This window comes from Streptomyces nanhaiensis, assembly GCF_046614825.1.
Lineage (GTDB): Bacteria > Actinomycetota > Actinomycetes > Streptomycetales > Streptomycetaceae > Streptomyces > Streptomyces radiopugnans.
The window spans coordinates 1-24,900 of record NZ_JBKJFM010000011.1; the positions used below are offsets into that span (position 1 = coordinate 1).

General features: G+C 72.8%; 32 protein-coding genes, 2 pseudogenes and 1 riboswitch. Of the genes and pseudogenes, 18 read left to right on the top strand and 16 right to left on the bottom strand.

What is annotated here, in order from left to right; genetic code table 11:
- Positions 1–314, top strand: a pseudogene (locus ACLIYP_RS05290) (hypothetical protein); the annotation flags it as partial.
- A 54-nt stretch (positions 315–368) separates the two neighbouring features.
- On the opposite strand, the gene ACLIYP_RS05295 reads toward ACLIYP_RS05290, so the two are convergent.
- The 5 genes from ACLIYP_RS05295 to ACLIYP_RS05315 form a co-directional block, all read right to left on the bottom strand.
- Positions 369–1,406: an ABC transporter ATP-binding protein gene (locus ACLIYP_RS05295; RefSeq protein ID WP_412711975.1), complete on the bottom strand. Its 1,038-nt coding sequence runs from the start codon at positions 1,404–1,406 to the stop codon at positions 369–371.
- Between the two features lie 2 nt (positions 1,407–1,408).
- The gene (locus tag ACLIYP_RS05300) at positions 1,409–3,082 is read right to left on the bottom strand and encodes an ABC transporter permease (RefSeq protein WP_412711976.1); all 1,674 of its coding nucleotides are present in this window, start codon (positions 3,080–3,082) and stop codon (positions 1,409–1,411) included.
- 4 nt (positions 3,083–3,086) lie between these two features.
- Positions 3,087–4,184: a thiamine ABC transporter substrate-binding protein gene (locus ACLIYP_RS05305; RefSeq protein ID WP_412711977.1), complete on the bottom strand. Its 1,098-nt coding sequence runs from the start codon at positions 4,182–4,184 to the stop codon at positions 3,087–3,089.
- A riboswitch (TPP riboswitch) is annotated at positions 4,179–4,315 on the bottom strand. (Overlaps the previous gene by 6 nt.)
- Positions 4,316–4,418: 103 nt before the next feature.
- The gene (gene rlmN, locus ACLIYP_RS05310; RefSeq protein WP_412711978.1) at positions 4,419–5,525 is read right to left on the bottom strand and encodes a dual-specificity RNA methyltransferase RlmN; all 1,107 of its coding nucleotides are present in this window, start codon (positions 5,523–5,525) and stop codon (positions 4,419–4,421) included.
- Positions 5,526–5,664: 139 nt separating this feature from the next.
- Positions 5,665–6,240: a hypothetical protein gene (locus ACLIYP_RS05315; RefSeq protein ID WP_412711979.1), complete on the bottom strand. Its 576-nt coding sequence runs from the start codon at positions 6,238–6,240 to the stop codon at positions 5,665–5,667.
- Between the two features lie 211 nt (positions 6,241–6,451).
- Here ACLIYP_RS05315 and ACLIYP_RS05320 point away from each other — a divergent pair, with 211 nt between their 5' ends.
- Entirely contained in the window at positions 6,452–6,808 is a 357-nt protein-coding gene (locus ACLIYP_RS05320) for a hypothetical protein (RefSeq protein WP_412711980.1), read from the top strand.
- Between the two features lie 187 nt (positions 6,809–6,995).
- On the opposite strand, the gene ACLIYP_RS05325 is transcribed toward ACLIYP_RS05320, so the two are convergent.
- The 5 genes from ACLIYP_RS05325 to rpsB form a co-directional block, all read right to left on the bottom strand.
- Positions 6,996–8,174 carry a phosphatidate cytidylyltransferase gene (locus ACLIYP_RS05325; RefSeq protein WP_412711981.1) on the bottom strand — a complete coding sequence of 393 codons (1,179 nt, stop codon included), beginning with the start codon at positions 8,172–8,174 and terminating at the stop codon, positions 6,996–6,998.
- Positions 8,175–8,196: 22 nt separating this feature from the next.
- Positions 8,197–8,754 (bottom strand): ribosome recycling factor, encoded by a 558-nt coding sequence (gene frr, locus ACLIYP_RS05330; RefSeq protein WP_093662313.1) that lies wholly within the window; start codon positions 8,752–8,754, stop codon positions 8,197–8,199.
- Positions 8,755–8,926: 172 nt separating this feature from the next.
- Positions 8,927–9,697, bottom strand: a complete 771-nt coding sequence (gene pyrH / locus ACLIYP_RS05335) for a UMP kinase (protein ID WP_410536179.1) — start codon at positions 9,695–9,697, stop codon at positions 8,927–8,929.
- Positions 9,698–9,879: 182 nt separating this feature from the next.
- Complete coding sequence (gene tsf / locus ACLIYP_RS05340) at positions 9,880–10,716, bottom strand: translation elongation factor Ts (protein WP_093662159.1); 837 nt, start codon at positions 10,714–10,716, stop codon at positions 9,880–9,882.
- Between the two features lie 115 nt (positions 10,717–10,831).
- On the bottom strand, positions 10,832–11,725 hold the full coding sequence (rpsB, locus tag ACLIYP_RS05345) for a 30S ribosomal protein S2 (RefSeq protein WP_412711982.1): 894 nt from the start codon (positions 11,723–11,725) through the stop codon (positions 10,832–10,834).
- A 352-nt stretch (positions 11,726–12,077) separates the two neighbouring features.
- Between rpsB and ACLIYP_RS05350 the strand changes: the two genes are divergently transcribed.
- Positions 12,078–12,854, top strand: a complete 777-nt coding sequence (locus ACLIYP_RS05350) for a murein hydrolase activator EnvC family protein (protein ID WP_412711983.1) — start codon at positions 12,078–12,080, stop codon at positions 12,852–12,854.
- Between the two features lie 218 nt (positions 12,855–13,072).
- Here the strand turns inward: ACLIYP_RS05350 and ACLIYP_RS05355 are convergent, their stop codons facing one another.
- The 6 genes and pseudogenes from ACLIYP_RS05355 to ACLIYP_RS05380 all read right to left on the bottom strand — a co-directional run bounded on the left by ACLIYP_RS05355 (position 13,073) and on the right by ACLIYP_RS05380 (position 18,161).
- Complete coding sequence (locus tag ACLIYP_RS05355) at positions 13,073–13,630, bottom strand: TetR/AcrR family transcriptional regulator (protein WP_412712055.1); 558 nt, start codon at positions 13,628–13,630, stop codon at positions 13,073–13,075.
- Positions 13,631–13,684: 54 nt separating this feature from the next.
- Positions 13,685–14,527 (bottom strand): RNA polymerase sigma factor WhiG, encoded by an 843-nt coding sequence (gene whiG, locus ACLIYP_RS05360; RefSeq protein WP_412711984.1) that lies wholly within the window; start codon positions 14,525–14,527, stop codon positions 13,685–13,687.
- 266 nt (positions 14,528–14,793) lie between these two features.
- Positions 14,794–15,924 (bottom strand): DNA-processing protein DprA, encoded by a 1,131-nt coding sequence (dprA, locus tag ACLIYP_RS05365; RefSeq protein WP_412711985.1) that lies wholly within the window; start codon positions 15,922–15,924, stop codon positions 14,794–14,796.
- Positions 15,921–17,291, bottom strand: a pseudogene (locus ACLIYP_RS05370) (YifB family Mg chelatase-like AAA ATPase); the annotation flags it as partial. The pseudogene ACLIYP_RS05370 and the gene dprA, both read right to left, overlap by 4 nt.
- Before the next feature lie 93 nt (positions 17,292–17,384).
- Complete coding sequence (locus tag ACLIYP_RS05375; RefSeq protein WP_412711986.1) at positions 17,385–17,642, bottom strand: hypothetical protein; 258 nt, start codon at positions 17,640–17,642, stop codon at positions 17,385–17,387.
- A 132-nt stretch (positions 17,643–17,774) separates the two neighbouring features.
- Positions 17,775–18,161, bottom strand: a complete 387-nt coding sequence (locus ACLIYP_RS05380) for a helix-turn-helix domain-containing protein (protein WP_412711987.1) — start codon at positions 18,159–18,161, stop codon at positions 17,775–17,777.
- Positions 18,162–18,443: 282 nt separating this feature from the next.
- On the opposite strand from ACLIYP_RS05380, the gene ACLIYP_RS05385 reads away from it, so the two are divergent.
- From ACLIYP_RS05385 to ACLIYP_RS05455, 15 genes are all read left to right on the top strand, one after another.
- Entirely contained in the window at positions 18,444–18,758 is a 315-nt protein-coding gene (locus ACLIYP_RS05385) for a hypothetical protein (RefSeq protein ID WP_412711988.1), read from the top strand.
- Positions 18,755–18,940: a hypothetical protein gene (locus ACLIYP_RS05390; protein WP_412711989.1), complete on the top strand. Its 186-nt coding sequence runs from the start codon at positions 18,755–18,757 to the stop codon at positions 18,938–18,940. The genes ACLIYP_RS05385 and ACLIYP_RS05390 overlap by 4 nt, the downstream gene beginning before the upstream one ends.
- 93 nt (positions 18,941–19,033) lie before the next feature.
- A complete protein-coding gene (locus tag ACLIYP_RS05395; RefSeq protein ID WP_412711990.1) occupies positions 19,034–19,357 on the top strand; it encodes a hypothetical protein in 324 nt (107 codons plus the stop codon).
- On the top strand, positions 19,354–20,049 hold the full coding sequence (locus tag ACLIYP_RS05400) for a hypothetical protein (protein WP_412711991.1): 696 nt from the start codon (positions 19,354–19,356) through the stop codon (positions 20,047–20,049). The genes ACLIYP_RS05395 and ACLIYP_RS05400 overlap by 4 nt, the downstream gene beginning before the upstream one ends.
- The gene (locus ACLIYP_RS05405; protein WP_412711992.1) at positions 20,046–20,282 is read left to right on the top strand and encodes a hypothetical protein; all 237 of its coding nucleotides are present in this window, start codon (positions 20,046–20,048) and stop codon (positions 20,280–20,282) included. Before ACLIYP_RS05400 ends, ACLIYP_RS05405 begins: the two co-directional genes overlap by 4 nt.
- A complete protein-coding gene (locus ACLIYP_RS05410) occupies positions 20,275–20,403 on the top strand; it encodes a hypothetical protein (protein ID WP_412711993.1) in 129 nt (42 codons plus the stop codon). The genes ACLIYP_RS05405 and ACLIYP_RS05410 overlap by 8 nt, the downstream gene beginning before the upstream one ends.
- Complete coding sequence (locus ACLIYP_RS05415; RefSeq protein ID WP_412711994.1) at positions 20,400–21,323, top strand: hypothetical protein; 924 nt, start codon at positions 20,400–20,402, stop codon at positions 21,321–21,323. The genes ACLIYP_RS05410 and ACLIYP_RS05415 overlap by 4 nt, the downstream gene beginning before the upstream one ends.
- Positions 21,323–22,426 carry a recombination directionality factor gene (locus tag ACLIYP_RS05420; RefSeq protein WP_412711995.1) on the top strand — a complete coding sequence of 368 codons (1,104 nt, stop codon included), beginning with the start codon at positions 21,323–21,325 and terminating at the stop codon, positions 22,424–22,426. The genes ACLIYP_RS05415 and ACLIYP_RS05420 overlap by 1 nt, the downstream gene beginning before the upstream one ends.
- Positions 22,423–23,151: an exonuclease domain-containing protein gene (locus tag ACLIYP_RS05425; protein WP_412711996.1), complete on the top strand. Its 729-nt coding sequence runs from the start codon at positions 22,423–22,425 to the stop codon at positions 23,149–23,151. The genes ACLIYP_RS05420 and ACLIYP_RS05425 overlap by 4 nt, the downstream gene beginning before the upstream one ends.
- On the top strand, positions 23,148–23,333 hold the full coding sequence (locus tag ACLIYP_RS05430; protein ID WP_412711997.1) for a hypothetical protein: 186 nt from the start codon (positions 23,148–23,150) through the stop codon (positions 23,331–23,333). Before ACLIYP_RS05425 ends, ACLIYP_RS05430 begins: the two co-directional genes overlap by 4 nt.
- On the top strand, positions 23,330–23,920 hold the full coding sequence (locus ACLIYP_RS05435) for a RuvC family protein (protein WP_412711998.1): 591 nt from the start codon (positions 23,330–23,332) through the stop codon (positions 23,918–23,920). The genes ACLIYP_RS05430 and ACLIYP_RS05435 overlap by 4 nt, the downstream gene beginning before the upstream one ends.
- The gene (locus tag ACLIYP_RS05440; RefSeq protein WP_412711999.1) at positions 23,917–24,183 is read left to right on the top strand and encodes a WhiB family transcriptional regulator; all 267 of its coding nucleotides are present in this window, start codon (positions 23,917–23,919) and stop codon (positions 24,181–24,183) included. The genes ACLIYP_RS05435 and ACLIYP_RS05440 overlap by 4 nt, the downstream gene beginning before the upstream one ends.
- Positions 24,180–24,383 (top strand): hypothetical protein, encoded by a 204-nt coding sequence (locus ACLIYP_RS05445; RefSeq protein WP_412712000.1) that lies wholly within the window; start codon positions 24,180–24,182, stop codon positions 24,381–24,383. Before ACLIYP_RS05440 ends, ACLIYP_RS05445 begins: the two co-directional genes overlap by 4 nt.
- The gene (locus tag ACLIYP_RS05450) at positions 24,380–24,595 is read left to right on the top strand and encodes a hypothetical protein (protein ID WP_412712001.1); all 216 of its coding nucleotides are present in this window, start codon (positions 24,380–24,382) and stop codon (positions 24,593–24,595) included. The genes ACLIYP_RS05445 and ACLIYP_RS05450 overlap by 4 nt, the downstream gene beginning before the upstream one ends.
- The gene (locus tag ACLIYP_RS05455) at positions 24,595–24,879 is read left to right on the top strand and encodes a hypothetical protein (RefSeq protein ID WP_412712002.1); all 285 of its coding nucleotides are present in this window, start codon (positions 24,595–24,597) and stop codon (positions 24,877–24,879) included. The genes ACLIYP_RS05450 and ACLIYP_RS05455 overlap by 1 nt, the downstream gene beginning before the upstream one ends.
- The last annotated feature ends 21 nt before the right edge of the window (positions 24,880–24,900 follow it).

Sequence of the window (24,900 nt, forward strand, 5' to 3'; positions counted from 1 at the left end):
CTGGTCTTGACCGGGCCGACGAGTTCGACCTGGTGGTCGCGGATGGAGTGGTACAGCAGCGAGACGGAGAGGTAGCCGCCGTCGAGCAGGTGCTGCCGGGGCAGCAGCCGACGGTCACGGAGGCGGGCGAGCTGAGCGCGGCGTCGGAGTTCCGTGCGGCCCGTGCCCCCGCCAACGACGGGCTGCGGCGGCTCGGCGTACCGCGGCGGCTGCTGCGCGCCGCCGCCGCGCTGCGGGTGGCGGCCCTGCTGGGTGTGCTGGCGCCGACGGCCTGGCTGGTGGCGGAACTGGCCTCGGCGCCCCTGGTGCGGTGAGGACGGGACCGCGCCGCCCTGCCCGCCCGTTCCCCCGTCCGTTCCCGCCCGCGCTCACCGCGCGGGCAGGACGACCACCTCGCCCGCGTCGAAGGCGGCGGACACGGCGGTGCCCGGATCGGGCGCCGTGTGCAGGGGGCAGGAGGCCTCCAGCGCGGGACCGCGCTCGGGTGCGAGCAGCACGGAGATCTCCGAGGAGCCACCGCCGCGCAGGGTGCGGGCGGTGACGGTGCAGGGCAGCCCCTCACCGGGGCCGGTGAGCCGTACTCCGGCGGGGCGCACCAGCAGGGTGCACGGCCCCTGCGGCGCGCCGGGCGCCACGGGCACCGCGCCCCAGGGGGTGTCCGCGCTCCGCCCCCGCACGGTCGCCGCGGCGAGGTTGGTGAAGCCCAGGAAGCGTGCGACGAACTCCGAGGCGGGGCGGAGCCACACCTCCACCGGACTGCCGGTCTGGGCGATCCGCCCGGCCTCCATCACCACCACCCGGTCGGCGAGCGCGAACGCCTCGCCCTGGTCGTGGGTGACGGCCAGCACGGTGGTGCCCAGGCGGCGGAAGAGCTGCCGCAGCTCCACCACGAGCCGCTCGCGCAGGGACCGGTCGAGCTGGCCGAGCGGCTCGTCCAGCATCAGCAGGCCGGGGCGTGGCGCGAGCGCTCGGGCGAGCGCGACGCGCTGCTGCTCGCCGCCGGAGAGGGCCGACACCGGCCGCCTCTGCGCCCCGGGCAGGCCGACCAGTTCCAGCAGCTCGGCGACCCGCTCCTCGGTCATCGCGCGCGGTTCGCCGCGCATGCGCGGTCCGAAGGCGACGTTGCCGCCGACGTCGCGGGTGGGGAAGAGCTGGTGGTCCTGGAACATCAGGCCCACCCCGCGCCGGTGCGGGGCCACGCCCCGCTGGTCGCGCCCGGCGAGCAGCACCCGTCCGGCGTCCGGCTCCGTCAGTCCGGCGACGGTCCGCAGCAGGGTGGACTTGCCGCTGCCGGAGGGGCCGAGCACGCAGACGATCTCGTGTTCGGCGACGTCGAGGTCGACGGCGTCCAGGGCGGTGCGTCCGCCGAAGCGCACGGTGACGGCGTCCAGTCGCAGCGATGCCATCCCTACAGCTCCCCCGATCGGTCGGTGCGGACGCCCTCCAGCGCCAGCAGGGTCGCCGCGCACAGCAGCATCAGGATCGTGCTGAGCGCCATGGCCTGGCCGTAGCTGGCCTCTCCGGCCCGGCCGAGCAGGCGTGCGACGGCGACGGGCAGGGTGGGTGCGTCGGCGCGGGCGATGAAGACGGTGGCTCCGAACTCGCCCAGGGAGACGGCGAAGGCGAACCCCGCGGCGACCAGCAGCGCCCGCCGCACCAGCGGCAGATCGACCTCGCGCCACACGCGCGGCGGCGACGCGCCCAGCACCGCGGCGGCCTCGCGCAGCCGGGTGTCCACGGCCCGCAGGACCGGCAGCAGGGTGCGCACCACGAAGGGGATGCCGACCAGTGCCTGGGCCAGCGGGACCAGGATCCACGACGAGCGCAGGTCCAGCGGAGGGGCGTCCAGGGCGATGAGGAACCCGAAGCCGACGGTGACCGCCGAGGTGCCCAGCGGCAGCATCAGCAGCGCGTCGAGGCCGCGCAGCAGCCGTCCGGTCCGGCCTCCCGGACCGCGCAGGGTGAGGGCGACGGCGGCCGGGAGGCCCACGGCCAGGGCGACGGCGGTGGCGGTGGCCGCGTAGGCCAGGGAGTTGCCGACCGCCTCCAGCGGGGCCACGGTGAAGGTGGCCCCGGCCGCGTCGGCCGAGCCCAGGGCGCGGTAGTGGTGCAGTCCGTAGCCGTCGGGGCCGCTCAGGGACCGCTCGGCGAGCACGGCGAGCGGGGCCAGGAGCAGTACGGCGACCTGGACCAGCACCCCCGCAAGCAGCACCCGCTGTCCGGCCCCGTTCGGGCGGCGGGCGGTGCGGGCGGCGTCGACCAGGCCCAGGGCCGTCCTGCGGCGGCGGACGGTGCGGGAGTGGAAGGCCATCAGGGCGGCGACCGAGGCGAACTGCAGCAGGGTCAGGACGGCGGCGGTGGGCAGGTCCAGCAGCTGGGCGGTCTGCCGGTAGATCTCCACCTCCAGGGTGGCGTAGCCGGGGCCGCCGAGGATCTGGACGACGCCGAAGGAGGTGAAGGTGAACAGGAAGACCATCAGCGCCGCGGCGGCCACCGACGGGACGAGCGCCGGGAGGGTGACGGTGCGCCAGGCGGCCCACCGGCTCGCGCCGAGCACCCGCGCGGCCTCCTCCTGGCGGGGGTCGAGCTGGGCCCACAGGCCGCCGACGATCCGCACGACCACGGCGTAGTTGAAGAAGACGTGGGCCAGCAGGATGGCGGTGACGCCGCCGTCCAGCCGCACCCCCCACCACTGGTCCAGCAGCCCGCCGCGGCCGAGCAGGGCCAGGAAGGCGGAGCCGACGACGACGGTGGGCAGCACGAACGGCACGGTGACCGCCGCCCTCAGCACCCGCCTGCCGGGGAAGTCCAGGCGCGCCAGCACGTACGCGCCGGGCAGCGCCAGCAGCAGGGTGAGCGCGGTGGAGGCCGCCGCCTGCCACAGCGTGAACCAGAGCACGCCGAGGACGTCGGGATCGGTGAGGACGGCGGCGATCCGATCCGGGCGCCACCGCCCGCCGTCGTACAGCCCGCGGGCGGTGATGGCGGCGACGGGGTAGGCGAAGAACAGCGCGAGGAAGACGGCCGGCACCGCCGCGAGCGCGAGGCGCGACGCCGTCCCCGCGCGTATGCCCGTCCTCACCTCACTACGACCGCACGACGGCCGAGGTCCACGCCTTGACCCACGCCTCGCGGTTCTCGGCGATCTCCTCGGGGGCCATGGTGCGGGGCTCGTCGATCGTCTCGCCGTACCGGGTGAAGACCTCGGGCAGCTCCGCGTCCTCGCGCACGGGGTTGACGAACATCTGCAGCGGCAGGTCCTCCTGGAAGGAGCGGCCGGTCATGAAGTCCAGCAGCGCCTTGCCGCCCTCGGGGTTGTCCGCGCCCTTCAGCAGCCCGGCGAACTCGATCTGGCGGAAGCAGGTGCCGGTGGCCACCCCGGTGGGGGCCTGCTCGGGCGCGGGGTCGGCGCCGAGGACCTCGGCGGGCGGGCTGGAGGCGTAGGAGACGACCAGCGGCCGGTCGCCCTTGCCCTTGCCGCCGGAGGAGCCGGAGAAGCGGTCGTAGTACGCCTGCTCCCAGCCGTCGACGACCTCGACGTCGTTGGCCTTCAGCTTCTCCCAGTACTGCGGCCACTCCTCGCCGTACTCGGCGACGGTGGCCAGCAGGAAGCCCAGCCCGGGCGAGGAGGTGGCGGCGTTCTCCGTGACCAGCAGGCCCTTGTAGGCGGGCTCGGCGAGGTCGTCGAGGGTCTTGGGCGGGGCGATGCCGCGCTCGTCGAAGTAGGCGCGGTCGTAGTTGACGCAGACGTCGCCGGAGTCGACGGGGGTGACGCGGTGCTCCCCGGCGTCGAGCTGGTACCGCGCCGGTATCTTCGCCAGGCCCTCCGCCTCGTACGGCGTGAACAGGCCGTTGTCCAGGGCGCGGGAGAGCAGGGTGTTGTCCACGCCGAACAGGACGTCGCCCTGCGGGTTGTCCTTGGACAGGATCGCCTGGTTGAGGGAGGAGCCGGCGTCGCCGCCGCGCAGCACCTTCACCTTGTAGCCGGTCTTCTCGGTGAACTCCTCCAGCACGGCCTCGGAGGCCGCGAAGGAGTCGTGGGCGACCAGGGTGACCGTCCTGTCCTTCCCGCCCTTCCCCTCGCCGTCCCCGGAGGACTGCGAGCCGCCGCACGCGGTGAGGGCGGAGAGGGTGAACGCGCCGAGGACGGCCGCGCCCAGGGCGCGGCGGAGCTTGGTGTGCACTTTCTTCTGACTCCCTACGCCGGTACTAACCGGATCAGGTCCGAGGGTCTGCGGCTCCCCGGGCGGCCTCTCGGCCGCGCTCCCGGCGACACCGCACTCTCAGCGCCGTACGCGCTCCCCTGTCGGTTCCGCTGCTTCGATGCCTGTGTTCGCTGCTGGTGTTCCGCTACTGGTGTTTCGCTACTGTGTGCGACCGCTGAGGTCCCCGCCACCGTACCAGTGGCGGGCGCGCCCTCAGCGCTCGGTGGCGGCGAGCTGGCCGCAGGCTCCGTCGATCTCCTGCCCGCGGGTGTCGCGGACGGTAACCGGCACGCCGTGCGCCTCCAGTCCGGCGACGAACGCGCGCTCGTCCTCGGGCCGGGAGGCGGTCCACTTGGAGCCGGGCGTGGGGTTGAGGGGGATGAGGTTGACGTGCGCCCTCTTCCCCGCCAGCAGCCGGCCCAGCAGGTCGGCGCGCCACGCCTGGTCGTTGATGTCCCGGATGAGGGCGTACTCGATGGAGACGCGGCGGCCGGACTTCTCGGCGTACTCCCAGGCTGCGTCGAGGACCTCGCGGACCTTCCAGCGGGTGTTGACCGGCACCAGGGTGTCGCGCAGCTCGTCGTCGGGCGCGTGCAGGGAGACCGCCAGCCGGCACCTGAGCCCCTCGTCGGCCAGGCGGTGGATGGCCGGGACCAGTCCGACGGTGGAGACGGTGATGCCGCGCTGGGACAGGCCCAGGCCGTCGGGCTCGGGGTCGGTGAGGCGGCGGATGGCCGCGATGACCCGCTTGTAGTTGGCCAGCGGCTCGCCCATGCCCATGAAGACGATGTTCGACAGCCGTGCGGGGCCGCCGGGCACCTCGCCGTCGCGCAGGGCGCGCATGCCCTCGACGATCTGGTGGACGATCTCGGCGGTGGACAGGTTGCGGTCCAGCCCGGCCTGCCCGGTGGCGCAGAAGGGGCAGTTCATGCCGCAGCCGGCCTGGGAGCTGACGCACATGGTGACCCGGTCCGGGTAGCGCATCAGCACCGACTCCACCAGCGTCCCGTCGTGCAGCCGCCACAGCGTCTTGCGGGTGGTGTCGTCGTCGCAGCTGACGTGCCGCACCACGGTCATCAGCTCGGGCAGCAGCTCGCCCGCCAGCCGCTCGCGCGCGGCGGCCGGGATGTCGGTCCAGGTGGCGGGGTCGGTGGCGTACCGGGCGAAGTAGTGCCGCGACAGCTGCTGGGCGCGGAACGGCTTCTCGCCGATCGCGGCGACGGCCTCGCGCCGCTCGGCCGGGGCGAGGTCGGCGAGGTGCCGCGGCGGCCTGGCGGCTCCGCGCGGCGCGACAAAGGTGAGTTCTCCGGGTGCAGGCATAACTTCTCCAGTGTCGCAGATCGGCTGCGGCACTCCGGGCGCGAGCAGGCGGGAGGCCATCGCCCGGCGGCTTCCGCACGGCCCGGGGACGGCCCGGCGGGGTTCTTCCACCTGAAGCGGTCGTACGGGGAGCCGTTCCTCAGAGCTTGCCCGCCACCAGGACCGTGCGGTGGCCGCCCAGCGAGCGTGCGAGTCCTTCGAGGAAGCCGGCGCTGAACTCGGGCCAGTCCCAGAACTCGAAGCCGAGGTGGCCGAACGCGTAGTGGTCGCTCTCCCAGCTCCACGCGGCCAGATCGCCGGCTCGGCCGCAGCGCGGGCAGGCGACGGCGGCTCGCCCCGTGTCGCACCAGACGTCGATGGCCTTCGCAAAGGGCTCCCAGGCGCCCTCGACCGCCTCCCACTCGTCGGTGTACAGGTCCACGCGGGCGGCGCAGTGGGGGCAGGCGGCGTACATGGCGTCTCCCTGGCCGCCGTGGAAGACGGTTGGGCCCGTCTCGATGTTGAGTCCGTCGTCGGGTTCCCAGTCCAGGTGCCTGACGGCCTTGGTCCACAGCGGACCGGGCGGATGTCCCAGCGGGGCGCCGAGAACGCAGTCGGTGCGCTCGGCACTGACTATCCCCTCGGCGACGAGCCAGGCGAGACCGCGGGCCGCGAGGAATGGAGCGTCCGCCGGCGTGGCGTCCAGGTCGACGACGGTCTGGAAGTGGCTTCCCATGGGGTGACTGTAGAAGACGCCGCCGACAGCGGCCGGGGGTCCGGCCGGCGCCCGTGGCCGCCGCGCGCACGCGTGGAACCCCTTTTCGCGAAGCCGCGTCCAACGGCCGGAACGGGGAGGTGGGGGCATGTCAGGTAGGAACGGGGGCCGTCGCCGTGGCGCGGCGGCAGCCGGGTTCCGGGTGCGGCTCGTCGCGGTGGTGGTCGCTTCCGTGTCGGCTGCCGGTTGCGGCGTCCTGGACGATCCGGTCGAGGAGCGCTGGGAGGCGAGGAGCGGTTTTCCGAGCTGCGGCGAGGTGGCCCTGGAGCAGGGCGAGGATCTGCGGGAGCAGGCGGCCGGGGAGATCGCCTGTCTGCGGCGGTCCCTCGAGAGCGGCGAGGGCGCGGAGATGGGGGTGACGTACCCCACCGTGGAGGGCGCCCCGGTCCGCGACCACTACCGTCTGACGCCGCAGGGCAGGCTCGAGGTGTACACCGACGCTACGGACGACCCCCACTCGGACGGGAAGTGGTCGTTCGCCGAGTGCTACGAGCCGCAATGGCTGGCCGAGGTCTCCTGCACTCGATGAGCCGGGACGCCGGGGGCGCCGCAACGGCGGACCGCCGGTCCGGTGCCGAACCGGTCCGGTGCCGAGGGCGGCCTCGCGACGCTCCGGGCGTTCTCGCCGGGCACCGCCCCCGCAAGGGGGCCGTGGACGTGTCAGGGGCCCGCCGCTCGTGAGCGGCGGGCCCCTGACACGGGCGGGATGCGGGTCGTCAGCCCGCGCCGACGAAGACGGCCAGCAGCAGCCAGACCACGGGGGCGGTCGGCAGCAGGGAGTCCAGGCGGTCCATGATGCCGCCGTGGCCGGGCAGCAGGGTGCCCATGTCCTTGATGCCCAGGTCCCGCTTGATCATGGACTCGCCGAGGTCGCCCAGGGTGGCGCTGACGGCGACGGCCAGACCCAGCAGCAGACCCTGCCACCAGACGCCGCCGTCGATGAGGAAGTGCATGCACAGCGCGCCGGCCACCATCGCGAAGGCCACCGCCCCCAGCAGGCCCTCACGGGTCTTGCCGGGGCTGATGCGCGGAGCGAGCTTGTGCGTGCCGAAGCGCCAGCCGACCGCGTACGCCCCGGTGTCGCTGACGACGGTGAGCAGCAGGAAGGTGAGCACCCGCTGCGGGCCGTCGTCGGCGGCGAGCATCATGGCGACAAAGGTGGCCAGGAAGGGGACGTAGAAGGCGGCGAAGACACCGGCGGTGACGTCCCGCAGGTACTCCGCCGGGTCCTCCGTCATCCGCCACACCAGTACGGCCAGCGCGGTGAGCGCGGTGGCCACCCAGGCGCCCTCCGCACCGCGGACGTAGCCGGCGACGACCATCGCGGCGCCGCCGACGGCCAGCGGCACCAGCGGCGCCCTGATCTGCTTGCGTTCGGCGAGGCGGGAGGTCAGCTCCCACAGCCCGACCACGACGGCGGCGACGACCACGCCGACGAAGACGTGCTTGTAGACGAAGAGCGAGGCGATGATGACGGCGCCCAGCCCCAGGCCGACCCCTATCGCGGCACGCAGATCGCGGCCCGCCCGCTTGCGGCCCGAGGAACGGCCCCGGGGCGAGGGGGCGGCGGGCTCCGCTCCGGGACCGGTCCGCGGTTCGGGCCGGCCGCCGGGGACTGGGCCGCCGCCGAACGGCCGCCCGGCCGTCCGGCCGTCACGATCGTCCTGGTCACCGCCGGGGGCGTCGGGCACGATGGGCATACGCCGAGTCTGCGACGCGTCGGCGTCCTCGTGCGTGTAACCCGCCGGGGCCTGGGCCACCTCTGCGCGAAGCGGGGAGGAGAAACCCTGTTCGGGAGTGCTCCGGTGTCCGAAGTGGCCGGGATGAGCGGGGTGGCCGGGGCGACCGGAGGGCCCGGCGCCCGACGGTGGTGCTCCCCAGGATGAGTCGTTCACGAAAATCGCAGCCTCGAAAACCTCAGACCTCGAGAAGCTCGGCTTCCTTGTGCTTGAGCAGTTCGTCCACCTGCGTGACGTACTTGGAGGTGGTGTCGTCGAGCTCCTTCTCCGCGCGGCGGCCCTCGTCCTCGCCGATGTCGCCGTCCTTGATCGCCTTGTCGATGGCCTCCTTGGCCTTGCGCCGGACGCTGCGGATGGAGATCTTGGCGTCCTCGGCCTTGCCCTTGGCGACCTTGATGTACTCCCGGCGGCGCTGCTCGGTCAGCTCCGGGAAGACGACGCGGATGATGTTGCCGTCGTTGGACGGGTTGACGCCGAGGTCGGAGTCACGGATGGCCTGCTCGATGTTGCGCAGCGCGCTCTTGTCGAACGGGGTGACCACGGCCATGCGCGGCTCGGGCACCGAGAACGACGCGAGCTGGTTGATCGGGGTCATCGCGCCGTAGTAGTCGGCCACGATCTTGTTGAACATCGCCGGGTGCGCACGGCCGGTGCGGATCGCGGCGAAGTCCTCCTTGGCGACGACGACCGCCTTCTCCATCTTCTCCTCGGCCTCGAGGAGGGTCTCTTCGATCACCACGTGCTCCTGGTTCGATGAATTGAGCCGGAAAGCCCTGATTCCTGCACGGTGTCCGACCGGCAGGCTGTTGTCCATCCCCGTACCGTGCCCATCGTGCGGCACGGAGTTGCCGTACGGTGCCGTGTACCGCGGCTCCCGTACGGACGTCGTTTCGTGTCCGCCGTCGGCGTCAGGCCCGGGAGCCCTGGTCGCTCACCAGTGTGCCGATCTTCTCACCCCGGACCGCCCTGGCGATATTCCCCTCCGCCAGCAGCTCGAAGACCAGGATCGGGAGCTTGTTGTCGCGGCAGAGGGTGATGGCGGTGGCGTCGGCCACCCTCAGTTCGCGGGCGATGACCTCGCCGTACTCCAGGGCGTCGAACTTCACCGCGTCGGGGTTGGTCGCCGGGTCCGAGTCGTAGACGCCGTCCACGCCGTTCTTGCCCATGAGCAGCGCCTCGGCGTCGATCTCCAGGGCGCGCTGGGCGGCGGTGGTGTCGGTGGAGAAGTACGGCATGCCCATGCCCGCACCGAAGATGACCACGCGCCCCTTCTCCAGGTGGCGCACGGCACGCAGCGGGATGTACGGCTCGGCGACCTGCCCCATGGTGATGGCGGTCTGCACGCGGGAGTCGATGCCCTCCTTCTCCAGGAAGTCCTGGAGAGCGAGGCAGTTCATGACCGTGCCGAGCATGCCCATGTAGTCGGACCGGGCCCGGTCCATGCCGCGCTGCTGGAGCTCGGCACCGCGGAAGAAGTTGCCGCCGCCGATGACGACGGCGATCTCGGCGCCGTCACGGACCACGGCTGCGATCTCGCGGGCGACCTTGTGCACGACGTCGGGGTCGACTCCGAGCCCTCCGCCGCCGGCGAACGCCTCACCGGAGAGCTTCAGCAGGAAGCGGCGGCGGTCGCGGTCCTTGTCGGAGGCTTTGCCTCCGGGGTCGTTGCCCTGTTTCATGCGGATCTCCTCGTGCACACGCGTGAGGAGGCCATTGCCGGTGGTTCCTCTCGGTCCCCGAAAGCGGCAATGGCCTCCTCGTCACAACTGCGGTCGTCCGGTCCGTACGCGCCTGCGCTCAGTGCACGACGCACCGGGACGGGCCCCCGTAACCCGACCCTAACCGGGAGCGGGCGTACGGGTCAGGCGCCGACGCGGAAGCGGGCGAAGCGCTTCAGCGTGACACCGGCCTCGCCCAGGACCTTCTGGACGGACTTCTTGTTGTCCTTGGCGAAGGGCTGGTCCAGGAGGCAGTTCTCCTTGAAGAAGCCGTTCACGCGGCCCTCGACGATCTTCGGCAGGGCCTGCTCGGGCTTGCCCTCCTCGCGCGCGGTGGCCTCGGCGACGCGGCGCTCATTGGCGACGGTCTCCTCCGGGACGTCCTCGCGGGAGAGGAACTTCGGGGCGAACGCGGCGATGTGCTGCGCGACGTCCTTGGCGACCTCGGCGTTCTCCTGCTCCAGCTCGACCAGGACACCGACCTGCGGGGGCAGGTCCGGGCTGGTGCGGTGCATGTAGGCGGCCACGTAGCCGCCGGAGAACTGCGCGAAGCGGTCGAGGACGATCTTCTCGCCGAGGGTGGCGTTGGCCTCGTCCACGTACGTCCGCACGGTCTTGCCGGACTCGATCTCGGAGGCGAGCAGCGCCTCGATGTCGGCCGGGGAGGTGGCGGCGACGTGGGCGGCGATGGCGTCGGCCACGGCGAGGAACTTCTCGCCCTTGGCGACGAAGTCGGTCTCGCACTTGAGCTCGACCAGCACACCGGACTTCTTGTCGTCGGCGATCAGGGAGACGACGGCGCCGTTCTCGGCGGTGCGGGACTCGCGCTTGGCGACGCCCTTCTGGCCCTTGACGCGCAGGATCTCGACGGCCTTGTCGACGTTGCCCTCGGCCTCGTCCAGCGCCTTCTTGCAGTCCATCATGCCGGCGCCGGTGAGCTCGCGGAGCTTCTTGACGTCAGCGGCGGTGTAGTTCGCCATGGTCGGTGAATCTCTTCTCGAAAGGTCGATGAGGATGGATCGATCTACGGGGCGGGCATGCGGCCGGGGGCGGCGCTCATGGCACTGCCCCCGGCCGTACCACCTGCGGCGTCGGTCAGGCCTGCTCGGCCGGCTTCTCGCCCTCGGCGGGGGCGGCCTGCTCCTCGGCGGGGGCGGCCTGCTCCTCGGCGGCGGCCGGGGCCTCGCCCTCCTCCTTGGACTCGGCGGCCTTCTGGGCGTCGCCCTCGAGCAGCTCGCGCTCCCACTCGGCGAGCGGCTCGCCGGCGGCCTTCTCGCCCTTGCCCTCGCCGGCGGCGCCGGAGCGGGCGATGAGGCCCTCGGCGACGGCGTCGGCGATCACACGGGTGAGCAGGGTGACGGAGCGGATCGCGTCGTCGTTGCCCGGGATCTTGTAGTCGACCTCGTCCGGGTCGCAGTTGGTGTCGAGGATCGCGACGACCGGGATGTTGAGCTTGCGCGCCTCACCGACGGCGATGTGCTCCTTCTTGGTGTCCACGATCCAGACGGCGCTGGGCACCTTCTGCATGTCGCGGATACCGCCGAGGGTCTTCTCCAGCTTGGCCTTCTCGCGGGAGAGGACCAGGAGCTCCTTCTTGGTGAGGCCCGAGGCGGCCACGTCCTCGAAGTCGATCTGCTCGAGCTCCTTCAGGCGCTGCAGGCGCTTGTGGACGGTCGAGAAGTTGGTCAGCATGCCGCCGAGCCAGCGCTGGTTGACGTAGGGCATGCCCACGCGCGTGGCCTGCTCGGCGATGGCCTCCTGGGCCTGCTTCTTGGTGCCGACGAACATGATGGAGCCGCCGTGGGCGACGGTCTCCTTGACGAACTCGTAGGCGCGGTCGATGTACGACAGCGACTGGAGCAGGTCGATGATGTAGATGCCGTTGCGCTCGGTGAAGATGAAGCGCTTCATCTTCGGGTTCCAGCGGCGGGTCTGGTGCCCGAAGTGGACGCCGCTCTCCAGCAGCTCCCGCATCGTGACGACGGCCATGGCCGTATCTCCTTGGATCACTCGGTTGTACACGGCGGCCGGACGGCCGCCGCTCCTGACGCCCCGACGCGCTTGCCTGCGAAGTTCACGGGTTGAGGACCGTCTTCGAGGACCGAGGTGCGCGGCCGCCTGTGGAGGGTGGCGGGGCGTGCGAAGTCGATCCGGTGACCCGGATCGCACCAGAAGTGTACGGGACCGGGGAAGCGGCGGGCGACACGCATGGGTAGCGGACACCACCGCGGCGGGCGGTGACGTCCCCGGAACGGGTGACGCGGTTGTCCACAACCGGCCGGTACTCCACAGTTCTCGTCCGGGATCAACTCCGTCCCGCGTTCAGCGCCACGCTGTGCTCATGGGACGCCGACTTAGCGCCGCGCTGCCGCGCTGCCTGCCGCTCCGTCTGTCGCTCTGCATGTCACTCTGCCTGCCGCTCTGCATGTCGATCCTCCTGCCACTGCCGCCTCCGCTTCCGGCGGCGGGGGCCGCTGCGGCCCATGCCGCTCCCGGGGACGGCCGCCCGTCCGACATCCCCTCCGGCTCCGGCCGGGTCAGACCGGTGCCGGGGGCGGTCGGACGCGGCTGGGACCCTCCGCCCGAACGGTGGTCGGCCGGCCACCGCGGCGTGGACCTGGCGGCTCGTCCCGGGGAGCCGGTGCGCGCGGTGGCCGCGGGCCGGGTCTCGTTCGCGGGGGAGGTCGCCGGACGCGGGGTGGTCTCGGTCGAGCTCGCCGGCACGGGGTCCCCTCCGCTGCGTACGACGTACGAGCCGGTCGGCTCGCGGGTGCGTGTGGGCGACCGGGTCGCTGCGGGGGACGTGGTCGGCGTGCTGGAGCGGGACGGCTTCCACTGCCCGGCGGGGTGTCTGCACTGGGGGCTGCGCCGCGGCGACGCCTACCTGGATCCGCTCTCCCTGCTCGCGCGCGGTCCCTCCCGGCTCCTTCCCGTGCTGGGGGTTCCGCTTCCTGCGGACTCGGGGAGCCGGCGGGGCGACGCTGTGCGGACGGTGGCCGCTCGGGACTCATCGGCCACCGGCGTGCCCGGAGTGGGAGCGGCGCTGGTCCTGGCGGTGGCCGCGTCCTGGGCCCGGTGCCGGCACGCCCGGCTTCGCACGGAGGAACCACCGCCGTGAACCACGGCGTTCGACGGCCGGACGCAGCCCGGGGATCCGCGGGTGCTCCCGTCACCGCGGCCTGGGCGCCTTCCGCGTCTCGGTGGATCCCACGGGCCCGCCGAAGCCGTGTGCCGCCCGCCCGAGGGGGTGCCGGCAGGGACGGCGGGCGCGCATGCGCCCGGAGGGAAAGCGGGGGCGGGGGGTGGGGTGGGGGCGGGGAGAAAAGGGGAGGGGATTCAGCCCGCGACACCATGGAGCGCCATCGACACGGCGGCCCGCGTGATCCGGTCCGGGTCCTCGGCGGCGCCCAGTTCCATACGGCGGACCGCGGCGTCCACGACACCCTGCAGCAGGGTGGCCGTCAGCCGCGGCTCGTCGTGGCCGAGAGCCACGAGGGCGTCCACCACCATGGTGATCAGTCCGCCGTGGGCCGCACGGATCTTCTCCCGGGCACCGGGGTCCAGTTCGCCTGCCGAGATGGCCACGACGGCCCGGTGGCGCCGGTCGCCGGCCAGCGCCAGCTGCCGCCGCACATAGGCCTCCACCTTCGCCTGGGGGGTGTCGGCCCGCTCCATGGCGTCCTCCACCTCCGCCGCCCAGACGGGGAAGTCCACGGCGCACAGTTCCTCGACGACGGCGGCGCGGGAGCGGAAGTACTCGTAGACGGACGAGCGCGCCAGTCCCGTGCGGGCCGCCAGCGCGGGGAAGGTCAGAGCCTCCGTGCCGCCCTCGGACAGCAGGGATCGTGCTGCCTCCAGCAGGGCGTCGCGCTGCATCGTCCGGTGCTCGGCCACGGAGGCCGCTCGAATCCTGGGCACGTGTCCCACTGTAGGGAGGGCGGTGGTGATTCAGCGACCGACATCGGCGAGCTTGGCCCGAAGCTGCAGTACGGACTTGGTGTGGATCTGGCTGACCCTGCTCTCGGTGACTCCGAGCACCTGCCCGATCTCGGCGAGGGTGAGCCCTTCGTAGTAGTAGAGGGTCACCACGGTCTTCTCGCGCTCGGGCAGGGTGTTGACCGCCCGGGCCAGCAGCCGCCGCAGCTCGCGGTCCTCGGCGATCTCGACGGGGTTGTCGGCGGCCGTGTCCTCGAGGGTGTCCATGAGGCTCAGCCGGTCGCCCCCCTCCGCGCCGCTGTGGAGCACCTCCTCCAGCGCGACCACGTTGGCCAGCGGCAGCCGGCTGAAGATGCCGTGGAGCTCCTCCAGCGGGATCCCCATCTCGTCCGCGACCTCGGCCTCGGAGGGTGTGCGCCGCAGCGTCGCCTCCAGCGCGGCGTGGGCGCGCTCGAACGCGCGGGCCTTCTGCCGCACCGAGCGGGGGATCCAGTCGAGCGCCCGCAGCTCGTCGATCATGGCTCCGCGAATGCGGGTGATGGCGTAGGTCTCGAACTTGATCGAGCGGCTCGGGTCGAACTTCTCGATGGCGTCGATCAGCCCGAACACCCCGGAGGAGACGAAGTCGGCCTGCTCCACGTTGGCGGGCAGGCCGACGCTGACGCGCCCGGCCACGTATTTGACCAGGGGCGAGTAGTGGAGGATCAGCTGCTCCCTCAGCCGCTCGTCGCCCGTGCACTTGTACGACCGCCACAGTTCGTCGAGCGATCCGGGCGTGGCAGGGCGTGCGGCACCGTCGGCCGCAGTCGGTTCTGCCGTGGCCGTGCGGTCGGGCCCGGGGATGTGATGGGGCATGCGTCGTCTTGAGCCGTTCTGCCGTGATCTGTGCGCTGACGCCGGTGGGCGTACGAAGGGGTCGGGAACCTTGGGAGCGTAGCGTGACTGCGGTGTCGCTCAGCGCGATGAGCGGTCGACCGGGCATACGCAGATACGTTCCGCTGCCCGCACCCCGGGGTTACCCGGGTGGCCGGAACGGCGCGGCCGGGCCATGCGGAACGAAGCATTCAGCGATCATGCCTCTCACCCTTTCACTCGATCGACCCAGGTCAAGGACCGCCTCGTCACCTGTTGGTGTGTTGGTTGGCCGCCCTGGCCAACTGCCAGTAGTCACCGTTGCGTTCGAGGAACCCGAGTGACTGCAGTTCCTGGAGGCGGACGAGCGCGCGGTCCTCCGCGAGAGCGGCGGCGCGCGCCACCGCCGCGACGCCGAGCGCACCCCGGGCGGGCAGTGCCTCCAGTACGCACGCCGCCTCCGGGGACAGCAGGTCGCGCGGCACCATGGGCCCGCGCCGCTCGGGGGCCAGTTCGCCGATGGCGCCGACCAGCTCGACGATCTCGGCGGCGTCGGTGACGACGATGCCCTCGCCGCGCAGGAGCTGGTGGACGCCCGCCGACAGTCCGCTGGTCACCGGGCCGGGAACGCCCATGGTGAGCCTGCCCAGCCCGAGGGCCCGCCGCGCGGTGACCAGTGAGCCGCTGCGCAGCTCCGCCTCCACCACCACGGTGCCGCGGGTGAGGGCCGCGATCACGCGGTTGCGCAGGACGAAACGGCTGCGGGTGGGGTGGTCGCCGGGCGGCAGCTCGGCGACCAGCAGCCCCTGCTCCCCGATGCGCCGGATCAGCTCGCCGTTGCCCGGCGGGTAGGCCACATCGACTCCGCAGGCCAGGACCCCGACGGTCGCTCCCCCGACCGCCAGGGCTCCGTTGTGCGCGGCGCCGTCCACCCCGTACGCAGCGCCGGAGACCACCGTCCAGCCGCGGGCGGCCAGGCTGGAACCGAGCGTCGCGGCGACATGGGCGCCGTAGTCCGTGCACGCCCGTGAGCCGACGACGGCGACCGAGCGCAGGGCCCACATCCGCAGCGAGGCTCCGCCGCGCACCCAAAGGCCCACGGGGCGTCCGTCGCCCAGGTCGTCCAGCTGGCTCGGCCACTCGGCGTCGCCGGGGCAGACGAAACGCCCGCCCAGTGCGCCGATCGCGGCGAGGTCGGCCTCGGGGTCGAGCCCTCGCGCGCGCTGCCGCAGTCCGGCCCAGCGGGTCCGGGACGCGCCGGGCAGCGGGGAGTCGGAACCGAACGCCTTGAGCGTCTCCACCGCCCCGTACCGGTCGAGCCACCGGTTCATCGCCTCGTCCCCGGGCTCCCCGATCCTGGTGAGCGCCGCCCGGGCCGTGCGCTCCTCACGGCCGGTCACGTCCGGCCTCCGGCGAGTGCCGCGCCGCGCCGCACGCCTGTGCGCAGCTCCAGCGCGCCGTCCACGTCCTCGGCGGTGGGCCGGTCGTGCCCGGCGAGATCGGCCAGGGTCCAGGCGACCCGCAGGACGCGGTCCAGGCCTCTCGCGGTGAGCAGGCCGCGCTCCATGTCCTCCTCGGCCCGGCCGAGCGCTCCCGGGCTCCCCGGCCACCGGGTGCGCAGTTCGTGGCCGGGGACCTCGCTGTTGGTGTGCCAGGGCGTGCCGGCGTAGCGGGCGGCGGCGCGCTCGCGTGCGGCGCGCACCCGGGCCGCCACGGTCTCGGTGGTCTCGGAGCGGGCGCCGGTGGCCGTCAGCTCGGAGCGGGTGACGGGTTCGACCGTGACCCGGAGGTCGACGCGGTCCAGCAGGGGTCCGGAGAGCCGCGCGCGATAGCGCCTGACCGACGAGGGCCTGCACTCGCAGCCGCCGCCCCGGGAACCGTGCCGCCCGCAGGGGCACGGGTTGGCGGCGAGGACGAGCAGGAAGCGTGCGGGCATGCGCATCATGCCCTGGGCCCGGGCCACGACGACCTGCCCCGACTCCAGCGGCTGGCGCAGCGCGTCGAGCACCCGCGCGCTGCATTCGGCCGCCTCGTCCAGGAAGAGGACGCCGTGGTGGGCGAGGGACACCGCTCCGGGCCGGGGCAGACCGCTGCCGCCGCCCACCAGGGACGCGGTGGTGGCCGAGTGGTGCGGGGCGCAGTAGGGAGGCCGCTCGACCAGCGGCTGGCCGGGCGGCAGCGCCCCGGCGACGGAGTGGACGGCGGTGACCTCCAGCGCCTCCTTCGGGGTGAGCGGCGGCAGCAGCCCGGGGAGCCGTTCGGCGAGCATGGTCTTGCCCGCTCCGGGCGGGCCCTTGAAGAAGACGTGGTGTCGCCCCGCGGCGGCCACCTCCAGCGCCCTGCGGGCGGCTTTCTGGCCGGCGACCTCGGCCAGGTCCACCTGGCGTTCGCCGCCCAGCCCCGCGATCCCTCCGCCCGCGCCGGGCACGGTGAGACCGGCGAGCATGGTGGCGTCGGCGCCGTGCTCGTCCGGGCACTCCTCGTCGGGGACGGGTGCGTCGGTGAGGACGGCGACGAGCTGGCGCAGGGAGCGGACGCCGAGGACGGAGACGCCGGGTACCAGCGCGGCCTCGGAGGCGGTCTGCTCGGCGACCACGACCTGGCGGTATCCGGCGTCCGCGGCGGCCAGGACCGCGGGCAGGACGCCGCGTACGGGCCGGACGCGCCCGTCGAGGCCCAGTTCGCCGATCATCACCAGTCCGGTGAGCGCGCGGGGGTCGATCCGCTCGGCGGCTCCGAGCACCGCGCATGCGACGGCGAGGTCGAACCTTTATGAATCACCTTTATGGATGCGCAGGTCGCAGCCCTGGGCATGACGAAGGGCCCCGGTTTCCCGGGGCCCGCTCGCATCTGCCGTCCGTCAGGGCGTGCCGTCCGGCCCGTCCTCCGTGGACTCCTTGCCCTCGCCCGGCCCCCCGCCGCCGGGCCAGTGCTGATCCCACAGACCGCTGTCGATCTCGTGCTGCATGTCGCCCTGGAGGGAGCGGCCGATCTCCTCGATCGGCGCGCCCTTGAGGATCAGGAAGCGGATGCGTCCCTTCTCTTCCAGGACCATGGTGGGCTGGCCGCCCGGGAGCGTGTCGACTACTTCCACCTCTACACATGCGGTTGGTGCCATGCATCCCTCTTTCCCCGGCCATCGAACGCATGTGCGAACGACGGAATGCACTGCTACGGCTCCTGCCCCCAGGTGACGTGATCAGATATTGCCTCACCAGGGGCTCGGGGTGCCAGAGGGTTGAATGAGAAACTACCCTGCGTCATTCTCCCCGGAACGCCTGGACCGGGCGAACGCCTCCACCATGGCCTTGACCGCGAGCTTGTCCGCCTCGGAGAACGTCTCCATGAAGTGGACGACGGCGCGCGCCGTCTCGTCCTCGGAGCGGACCTCATCGATCCCGAGGAACTGTTCGCCGGCCGCGCGGGCTACCTGCTGCGGGGGAAGCTGGAGGCCGCGCGCCAAGGCTTCGAGGCGGTCGCGGTCGGGGATATCGCGGATCTTGCCTTGTTCGAGGCGGGTGATCCATGAGGTGTGGAGCGTGGGGTCTCCGGATGCCGTGGCGACACGGGCTTGGGAGAGGCCCAGCTCTGCCCGGCGGTCTCGCACCAGGCGCGATAGCTGATCTCGGGTGCCCATGAGTGTCATCATCCCGTGTCTCCATGTGTGCGTGTCTACCTGGGGTCGGTCAAGCCTCAGCATTCCCGCTGGTAACAGCGGCGCGCGCTGCACTACGGGAACGTAGTGTTCCCTAACAGGAGTGAGTTGCGCCAGTGGGGGCACGGGGCGCATAGCGGCATCCCGCCACTCCCGCACGGGAGCGGCATATGCACTCCCTAGGGGTGGACAGAGTGTTCCCGTCGTGCAATGCTGGCTTCACTCCCACACAGGAGCGATCCGCTGCACGAGGAGAGCACGCCCATGCCGCAACCCCAGCCCCTGGACGACAAACCCCTCCGCTACCGGCCCGTAGACCGCGACATGTTGCGCCGGATCATGCAGCGCACCGGCGACGGCAGCCGCGCTTCCATGCGCGACATCGCCGAGGTGGCAGGCGTCGCCTCCAGCCTCATAGCCGAGGTGCTGTCCGGCGAGCAGGACACCGTCAGCCCCGACGTGGCCGAGGCATGGTCCGCCCGCGTCGGCTGCGACCTCCTCGTCCTGTGGCTGCCGGTCCAGCGGACCACCATCGCCCGTTCCTCGCGCACGCCGGCCGGATCGGCGGTCGCCCGGTGAGCGGCCACCGCATCGACCCGGAGGCGGCTGCGCGTCGTCTGGGCCCGGCTGCGGCGGAGGCCCGGCGGGTGCTGGTGGCCGAGGCGCCGCCGCTGACGGCGGAGCAGTTCGCCCGGTTGCGGGTGCTGTTCGCGCCGGTGGTGGCGGAGCGGCCGGTCGTGGCGCGACGCGACGCCGCCTGACACCCCCCATCAACGAGGCGGGGGCCGCCCGGCTGGACCCGGACGACCCCACGAGGCCTCACCCCTACAACCTCTGAAAGAGAGGCAAGGCTGATGAAGCCTATCGGTAACCCGCAGTTGGCACCGGCGACGGCGCTGGTGCAGCTGATCCAGGAGAACCCCGAGCTGCCGACGGCGACGTGGACGATCGACACCGAGCTGGGCTCGCTGCACGGGCACCTGCACACCGGCGGCATGGAGGCCCTGTCGGCCTACGCGGCCGTGGTGGGCGGTTCGGTCACGCCGGGGCGTGGCTGGCAGCTGAACGGCGTGGTGGTGCGGACGCACACGCTGTGCGCGGTGTGGCGGGATGTGTCGGTGCGGGTGGCTGTGGTGCTGCCGGTGTCCGCTGCTGCGGGTTCGGCGGTGGCGGCATGAGCGCCCGGGAGCCGCTGTCGGCGGAGCGGCTGGCCGACCGCATCACGGGCCTGCTGTACGAGGCGATCTGCGCCTTCCAGCAGACCGCGCACCTCTCCAGCCTCCAGCACGCCCAGATGCGGGGGTACCTCGCCGAGCACCTCGCCCCTGTGGTGCTGGCCGAGGTGGAGCGGCTGCGGGCGCGGGTCGCCGAACTGGAGCGCCCCGCCATCGAGGCGAAGCGCAACGAGATCCGCCAGTCCTACGCCGAGCTGATCGCCACGTGCACGGAGACCAAGGACTACGAGGGTGCCTTCGACGTCCAGTGCCGTCTCCGTGAGCGCGAGGAGCAGTGGAAGCGCGAGGACGCCGAGGCCGGGAAGGACACCCCGTCGCGGGGCGAGTCCACCCGGGACGCTGAGCTGACCGTGTACCGCGCCTCGCACGACTCGATCGCCATGGGCCTCTACACCACCCGCCAAGCCGCCCGCGAGCACTGCCAGACGCTCATGGAGCGCGCGTCGGTCGCCACATTGGAGTGGCGCCGCGACGGCGAGTGGCGCGAGGACGACGACGGCGAGCCCGGCCCGGACGAGGCCGAGGAGCTGTACGAGTACGGCACGCATCCGGAGACCGCGACCTGGGATCCCACCGGATACGTCGTCACCCCGCTGACCGTCGCCTCCGCCTACAACGAGGAGGCGGACGAATGACCGTGCTGATCGCCATCCTCGCCGGAGCCGCCGGACCCGCCGCCATCGCCGCCGGAATCGTCGCCGAACACCTGCGCCCGCCGACCGGCCCCGCCCGCACCGCCCCCGCACTCGACACGTGCGCCTGCTGCCCCCGCCCGGTCCCGCGCGGCACCACCTACTGCTCCTGGGCCTGCCGCAACGAGGACGACCGCCACGACCGCTTCGACTACCCGGAGGCCGACGATGCGTGACCTCATCTGGGACGACGAGCCCACCGACGACGAGGAGCGGGACGACCTCGCCGACGCCCTCGCGCAGGACGGCTACAGCCTCCGCCAGCACCAGCGCATCGTGCGGGGTGAGGCCGCGTGACGACCGCAACCGGACGCGCCGGGACCACCCAGGTCCCGGCCGCCGGACGCCGCTCCCGCAAGAAGCAGGAGCCGACCGGCGCCGACCGCATCCCCCGCCGCTCCCAAGGCTGGTACCGCGACCCGCTCGACACCAGCATCAAGCTCCGCTCGGTGACCACGATCCTCTCCCAGGGCTACCCCAAAGAGGCGCTGGTCTTCTGGGCCGGGAACATCACCGCGGAGACCGCCCTCGACAACCTCCCCTACCTCGTCCGCGCCTCCCTGCGCCCCGACGAGCGGACCGAGGCATACGACTGGCTCCGCCGCGCCCACACCCGCAAGAAGGACGCCCGCGCCGCCGTCGGCTCCGCCGTCCACACCGTGATCGAGGCCCACGTCCTGGGCCAGCCGGTGCCGGAGGAGCTGCTGGACGACCCCGAGGTCGCCCCGTACCTGACCAACTTCCTCGCGTTCGTGGAGGAGTGGCAAGTCACGTTCGAGGCCTCGGAGATGGTCGTCGCCAACTACACCGAGCGGTACGCCGGAACCCTGGACTACCTGCTGCGGTCCCCCCGCATAGCCGCCGCCCTCAACGTCCCTGCGAACACCGTGTTCATGGGCGACACCAAGACCGGCGGCGAGCTCGACAAGAAGGGCGTGTACGCCGAGGCCGGCCTCCAGATGTCCGCCTACGCCCACGCCGAAGTCGGCTGGCTCCGCGACGGCTCCAAGGTGCCGCTCCCCCCGGTCCACGACACCGGGATCGTCCTGCACCTCCGCCCCGAGGGCTACCGCCCCATCCCCGTCGCCTGCGGCGCCGCGGAGTTCTCCGCGTTCCGCCACGCCCGGGACATCGCCGAGTTCGAGCGGACCACCGCCAAGACCGTCGTCGGCGCCCCCCTCACCCTGCCCGCCCCTGCACAGAAGAAGGCTGCCTGATGCCCATCCTCGACCTCCAGCAGCGCATCCGAGAACTCGGACGCATCCGCATCGGCCAGAAGGTCCCCACCGCCAGCGGAGGGACCCGCCCGGCCAAGCTCAACCGGTTCCGCCTCACTTCCCCCAGCAGGCCCCTGCTGGAGCGTGTGGCCGCCGCCTACGGCGGCACCGTCGCCCCCTGGACCCCCGACGGCGGCGCCGGGCAGTTCGAGGTCCTCACTGACGCCACCCGCATGCCGATCCTGGTGCCGCACCAGCCCGTCTCCCAGTACTACGAACTCTGGAGTGGGGGTGGCTGCCAGCGCCGCTGCGACGGCGTCACCGAACTCCTGAGGGACCGGCCCTGCGTGTGCGGCCCCGACCCGGAGCAGCGGCAGTGCAAGCCCACCACCCGCCTGAACGTCGTCCTGCGGGACATCCCCGGCGTCGGCGTGTGGCGCCTGGAGTCCCACGGCTACTACGCCGCGCTGGAGCTGCCCGGGGTGGCGGAGCTGCTGGCGAAGGCCGGCGGCTACGTGGAGGCGTACCTGGGGCTGGAGGAGCGCACCGCGAAGCGGGACGGCAAGACCCTGCGGTGGATGGTCCCGACGATCGACGTGGACATCGCCCCGGCGGCGCTGCTGTCCGGGCAGACGACGGGCGCCGCGGCGGCGGTGTCTTCCGGTCCGGAGCGGGCCGCGATCGAGGCCCCGCGCCCGGACTACGCGGCGCTGGCGGCGGTGGCGACCACCTCCGAGGAGGTCGGCGCGCTGTGGAAGAAGGCCGTGGGCGCCGGGCACATGGACGACGCGCTCGCGAAGGCTCTGACCGCCCGCGCGGAGGAGCTCAAGACCCCGAAGCAGGAGCAGGGGCAGGAGACGCCGGCCGGTGAGAGCTCGGCCCCGGCGGACGAGGTCATCGACGCCGAGTTCGTGGACGACGACGGCGAGGACCCGGCGGACGTGTGGTTCGAGATCGTCGCCGCTGTCGGTCGTCTGGGCTGGTCCACGTCCGAGACGGAGCGGCGGTTCGCCGAGCGGAACAACGGGCTGATGCCGGGCACGGCGTCGGCCGGGCAGCTGCGCGCCTTCCTCGCCGCGGTGAAGGCGGGTGAGGTCCAGTGACCGGCTGGCACCTCGGCCGCCTGTGCGGCTTCGACCTGGAAACCACCGGCGTGGACGTGGAGACGGACCGCATCGTCACCGCGTGCGTCGTCCAGGTCGGCGGCGGACACGGCACCGAAACCCTGACCTGGCTCGCCGACCCCGGCATCGACATCCCCGAAGGCGCCGCGAAGGTGCACGGCATCACCACCGAACGCGCCCGCGCGGAGGGACAGCCCGCCGCCAAGGTCGTCCAGGACGTGGTGTACGCGCTCGCCGACGCCGTCTTCAACGGCCTCCCGATCGTCGCGATGAACGCCTCCTACGACCTGACGATGCTCGACCGCGAAGCCCGCCGGCACGGCATCAAGCCGCTGACGGACGCGGTCGGTGACCGGCTGCGCGTGGTGGACCCGCGGGTGCTGGACAAGCGCATCGACCGCTACCGGCGCGGCTCCCGCACCCTCACCGCCCTGTGCGAGCACTACAAAGTGGCCCTGGACGGCGCCCACGACGCCGCCGCGGACGCGATCGCCGCGTGCCGGGTGGCGTGGCGGATCGCGCAGCAGGAGCCCGTGATCGGTGAGGCGACGCTCGGCTTCCTGCACGACAAGCAGGTGCAGTGGGCGGCCGAGCAGGCCGAGGGTCTGGCGGCCTACTTCCGGCGGACGCCCGGCAAGGAGCACCAGGCCGACGGCGTGCGCGGCGACTGGCCGCTGGTGCCCTTCGAGGAGGTGCCCGCATGACCGCCCCCGAGATCACCGCCCTGGCCATCGTCTGGCTCCTGGTGGCCGCCGCCCTGGCGGTCCGGCTCGGCGCGTTCCTGGCCCGCCCCGGCGCGATCCCCAACGGCCGCTGCCCCCGCTGCGAGCGCCTCTTCGAGTACTGCCGCTGCACCCCGCACGGCCCCCGAGGAGGTGGCCGATGACCGCGCCGCCCCTGCCCGGCCTGGCTCCGACCGTCCCCGGCGCGATGCCGGGGGCGGCCGGCCCCACCCTCCGCGTCCTGGGCCTGGACCTCTCGCTCACCTGCACCGGCGTCGCCCTCCCCGACGGCACCACCCAGCGCATCAAGACTCGGCAGAAGGACGGCGACCTCCGGCTCCTCGTCATCCGCGCCGCCATCCGTGCCGCGCTCGTCCACCGGCCCACCCTCGCCGTCCTCGAAGACCTCCCGCGGCACGCCATGGGCGCCGGGGTCACGGCCATGGTCCACGGCATCGTGCGGGCCGAGTTGGTCGAGGCACGCGTGCCCTACGCGCTGGTGGTTCCCGCGACGCTCAAGGCGTTCGCCTACGACCACGGCCGGGCGAGCAAGGACGACATGGCCGCCGCCGCGTTCATCGCTGCCGGAGCCGAGTTCGCCAACGATCCAGGCGGTGACCAGTGCGACGCCTGGTGGCTCCGCGCCGCCGGCCACGACTGGTACGGCCAGCCGCTGTTCACCCTCCCCGCCGCGCAGCGGGCCCGCCTGTCGAAGGTCGCGTGGCCGCCGAAGGAGGCGGTGCTCCGATGATCCCCGCCTGGATGCTCAACGCCGCCTGCCGCGACGCCGACCCTGAGCTGTTCTTCCCCGACACCGGCGGCATCAACAAGAACACCGAACTCGCCCTCGACATCTGCGCCCGGTGCCCCGTGCTCGCCGACTGCCGCGCCTACGCCGACCACATGGAAGACCAGCGCGGTGCCCGCTACTCCAGCGGCATCTGGGGCGGCACCACCGAGCGGGAGCGCCTCAACGCCCGCCGCCGCGCACGGAAGAAGGGGGTGGCTGCGTGAGCCCGCTGGAGCGCCTGTACGCGGAGGAGTGGCCCACCGGCCAGTGGGGCGGCCCCCGACCCGCCCCCGCGGCTGGGCCGGACCCGCTCGCCGCCGACCACCGCGCCGACCTGGAGGCCGCCCTGGACGGCTGGCACCCGCCCCGCCGGCACCTGCACGCCGTACCCAACGAGCCGGACGCCGGGAGACGAGCGGCATGACCCGGTGGCCACCGGCCGACCTCCCCGGCCTCCACGTCGACCTCGGCGAGCGGGCGCGGGGCGGCAGGTGGCTGCACTACCCGGCCGCTGACTTCCGGTGCGGCCGGTGTGGCTGGACGGACCACGCCACGGGGGACGCCGTCGCCCAGTTCACGGCGACCGTCCCCGCCCACCACCTAGCTCACTGCCCCAACCAGACCAAGGACATCTGATGCCTGCCGAGAAGCCCACTGAGGGCCGCTGCACCCGCTGCAAGCAGCCCCGGCCCCTCTTCCCCTACAAGCCCTTCCACGACTGCCTCACGGTCATCGGCCCGGTCAACCTCATCGAGGCCGCTGACCACATCGCCTGGTTCGAGGAGCAGGGCGACCGCTGGTGCACCGCCCGCGTTGAGCGCCGCGACCACTACCGCCGCATGTGCGTGCCCTGCCACGACCGCGAAGCGAAGGACGAACAGCACTTCGTCGACACGGTCCTCGAAGAGGACCACCTGTAGCACCCGCCGCGCGCCCCGGGG

Coding starts and splice junctions, on each gene's coding strand:
- rlmN (WP_412711978.1), bottom strand. CDS start 5,525: ATGCCTGCACCCGGAGAACTCACCTTTGTCGCGCCGCGCGGAGCCGCC.
- ACLIYP_RS05450 (WP_412712001.1), top strand. CDS start 24,380: ATGACCCGGTGGCCACCGGCCGACCTCCCCGGCCTCCACGTCGACCTC.
- ACLIYP_RS05420 (WP_412711995.1), top strand. CDS start 21,323: ATGCCCATCCTCGACCTCCAGCAGCGCATCCGAGAACTCGGACGCATC.
- pyrH (WP_410536179.1), bottom strand. CDS start 9,697: ATGAAACAGGGCAACGACCCCGGAGGCAAAGCCTCCGACAAGGACCGC.
- ACLIYP_RS05400 (WP_412711991.1), top strand. CDS start 19,354: ATGAGCGCCCGGGAGCCGCTGTCGGCGGAGCGGCTGGCCGACCGCATC.
- tsf (WP_093662159.1), bottom strand. CDS start 10,716: ATGGCGAACTACACCGCCGCTGACGTCAAGAAGCTCCGCGAGCTCACC.
- ACLIYP_RS05385 (WP_412711988.1), top strand. CDS start 18,444: ATGCCGCAACCCCAGCCCCTGGACGACAAACCCCTCCGCTACCGGCCC.
- rpsB (WP_412711982.1), bottom strand. CDS start 11,725: ATGGCCGTCGTCACGATGCGGGAGCTGCTGGAGAGCGGCGTCCACTTC.
- ACLIYP_RS05395 (WP_412711990.1), top strand. CDS start 19,034: ATGAAGCCTATCGGTAACCCGCAGTTGGCACCGGCGACGGCGCTGGTG.
- ACLIYP_RS05410 (WP_412711993.1), top strand. CDS start 20,275: ATGCGTGACCTCATCTGGGACGACGAGCCCACCGACGACGAGGAGCGG.
- ACLIYP_RS05435 (WP_412711998.1), top strand. CDS start 23,330: ATGACCGCGCCGCCCCTGCCCGGCCTGGCTCCGACCGTCCCCGGCGCG.
- ACLIYP_RS05430 (WP_412711997.1), top strand. CDS start 23,148: ATGACCGCCCCCGAGATCACCGCCCTGGCCATCGTCTGGCTCCTGGTG.
- ACLIYP_RS05375 (WP_412711986.1), bottom strand. CDS start 17,642: ATGGCACCAACCGCATGTGTAGAGGTGGAAGTAGTCGACACGCTCCCG.
- ACLIYP_RS05405 (WP_412711992.1), top strand. CDS start 20,046: ATGACCGTGCTGATCGCCATCCTCGCCGGAGCCGCCGGACCCGCCGCC.
- ACLIYP_RS05440 (WP_412711999.1), top strand. CDS start 23,917: ATGATCCCCGCCTGGATGCTCAACGCCGCCTGCCGCGACGCCGACCCT.
- ACLIYP_RS05455 (WP_412712002.1), top strand. CDS start 24,595: ATGCCTGCCGAGAAGCCCACTGAGGGCCGCTGCACCCGCTGCAAGCAG.
- ACLIYP_RS05380 (WP_412711987.1), bottom strand. CDS start 18,161: ATGGGCACCCGAGATCAGCTATCGCGCCTGGTGCGAGACCGCCGGGCA.
- ACLIYP_RS05350 (WP_412711983.1), top strand. CDS start 12,078: ATGGGACGCCGACTTAGCGCCGCGCTGCCGCGCTGCCTGCCGCTCCGT.
- ACLIYP_RS05315 (WP_412711979.1), bottom strand. CDS start 6,240: ATGGGAAGCCACTTCCAGACCGTCGTCGACCTGGACGCCACGCCGGCG.
- whiG (WP_412711984.1), bottom strand. CDS start 14,527: ATGCCCCATCACATCCCCGGGCCCGACCGCACGGCCACGGCAGAACCG.
- ACLIYP_RS05295 (WP_412711975.1), bottom strand. CDS start 1,406: ATGGCATCGCTGCGACTGGACGCCGTCACCGTGCGCTTCGGCGGACGC.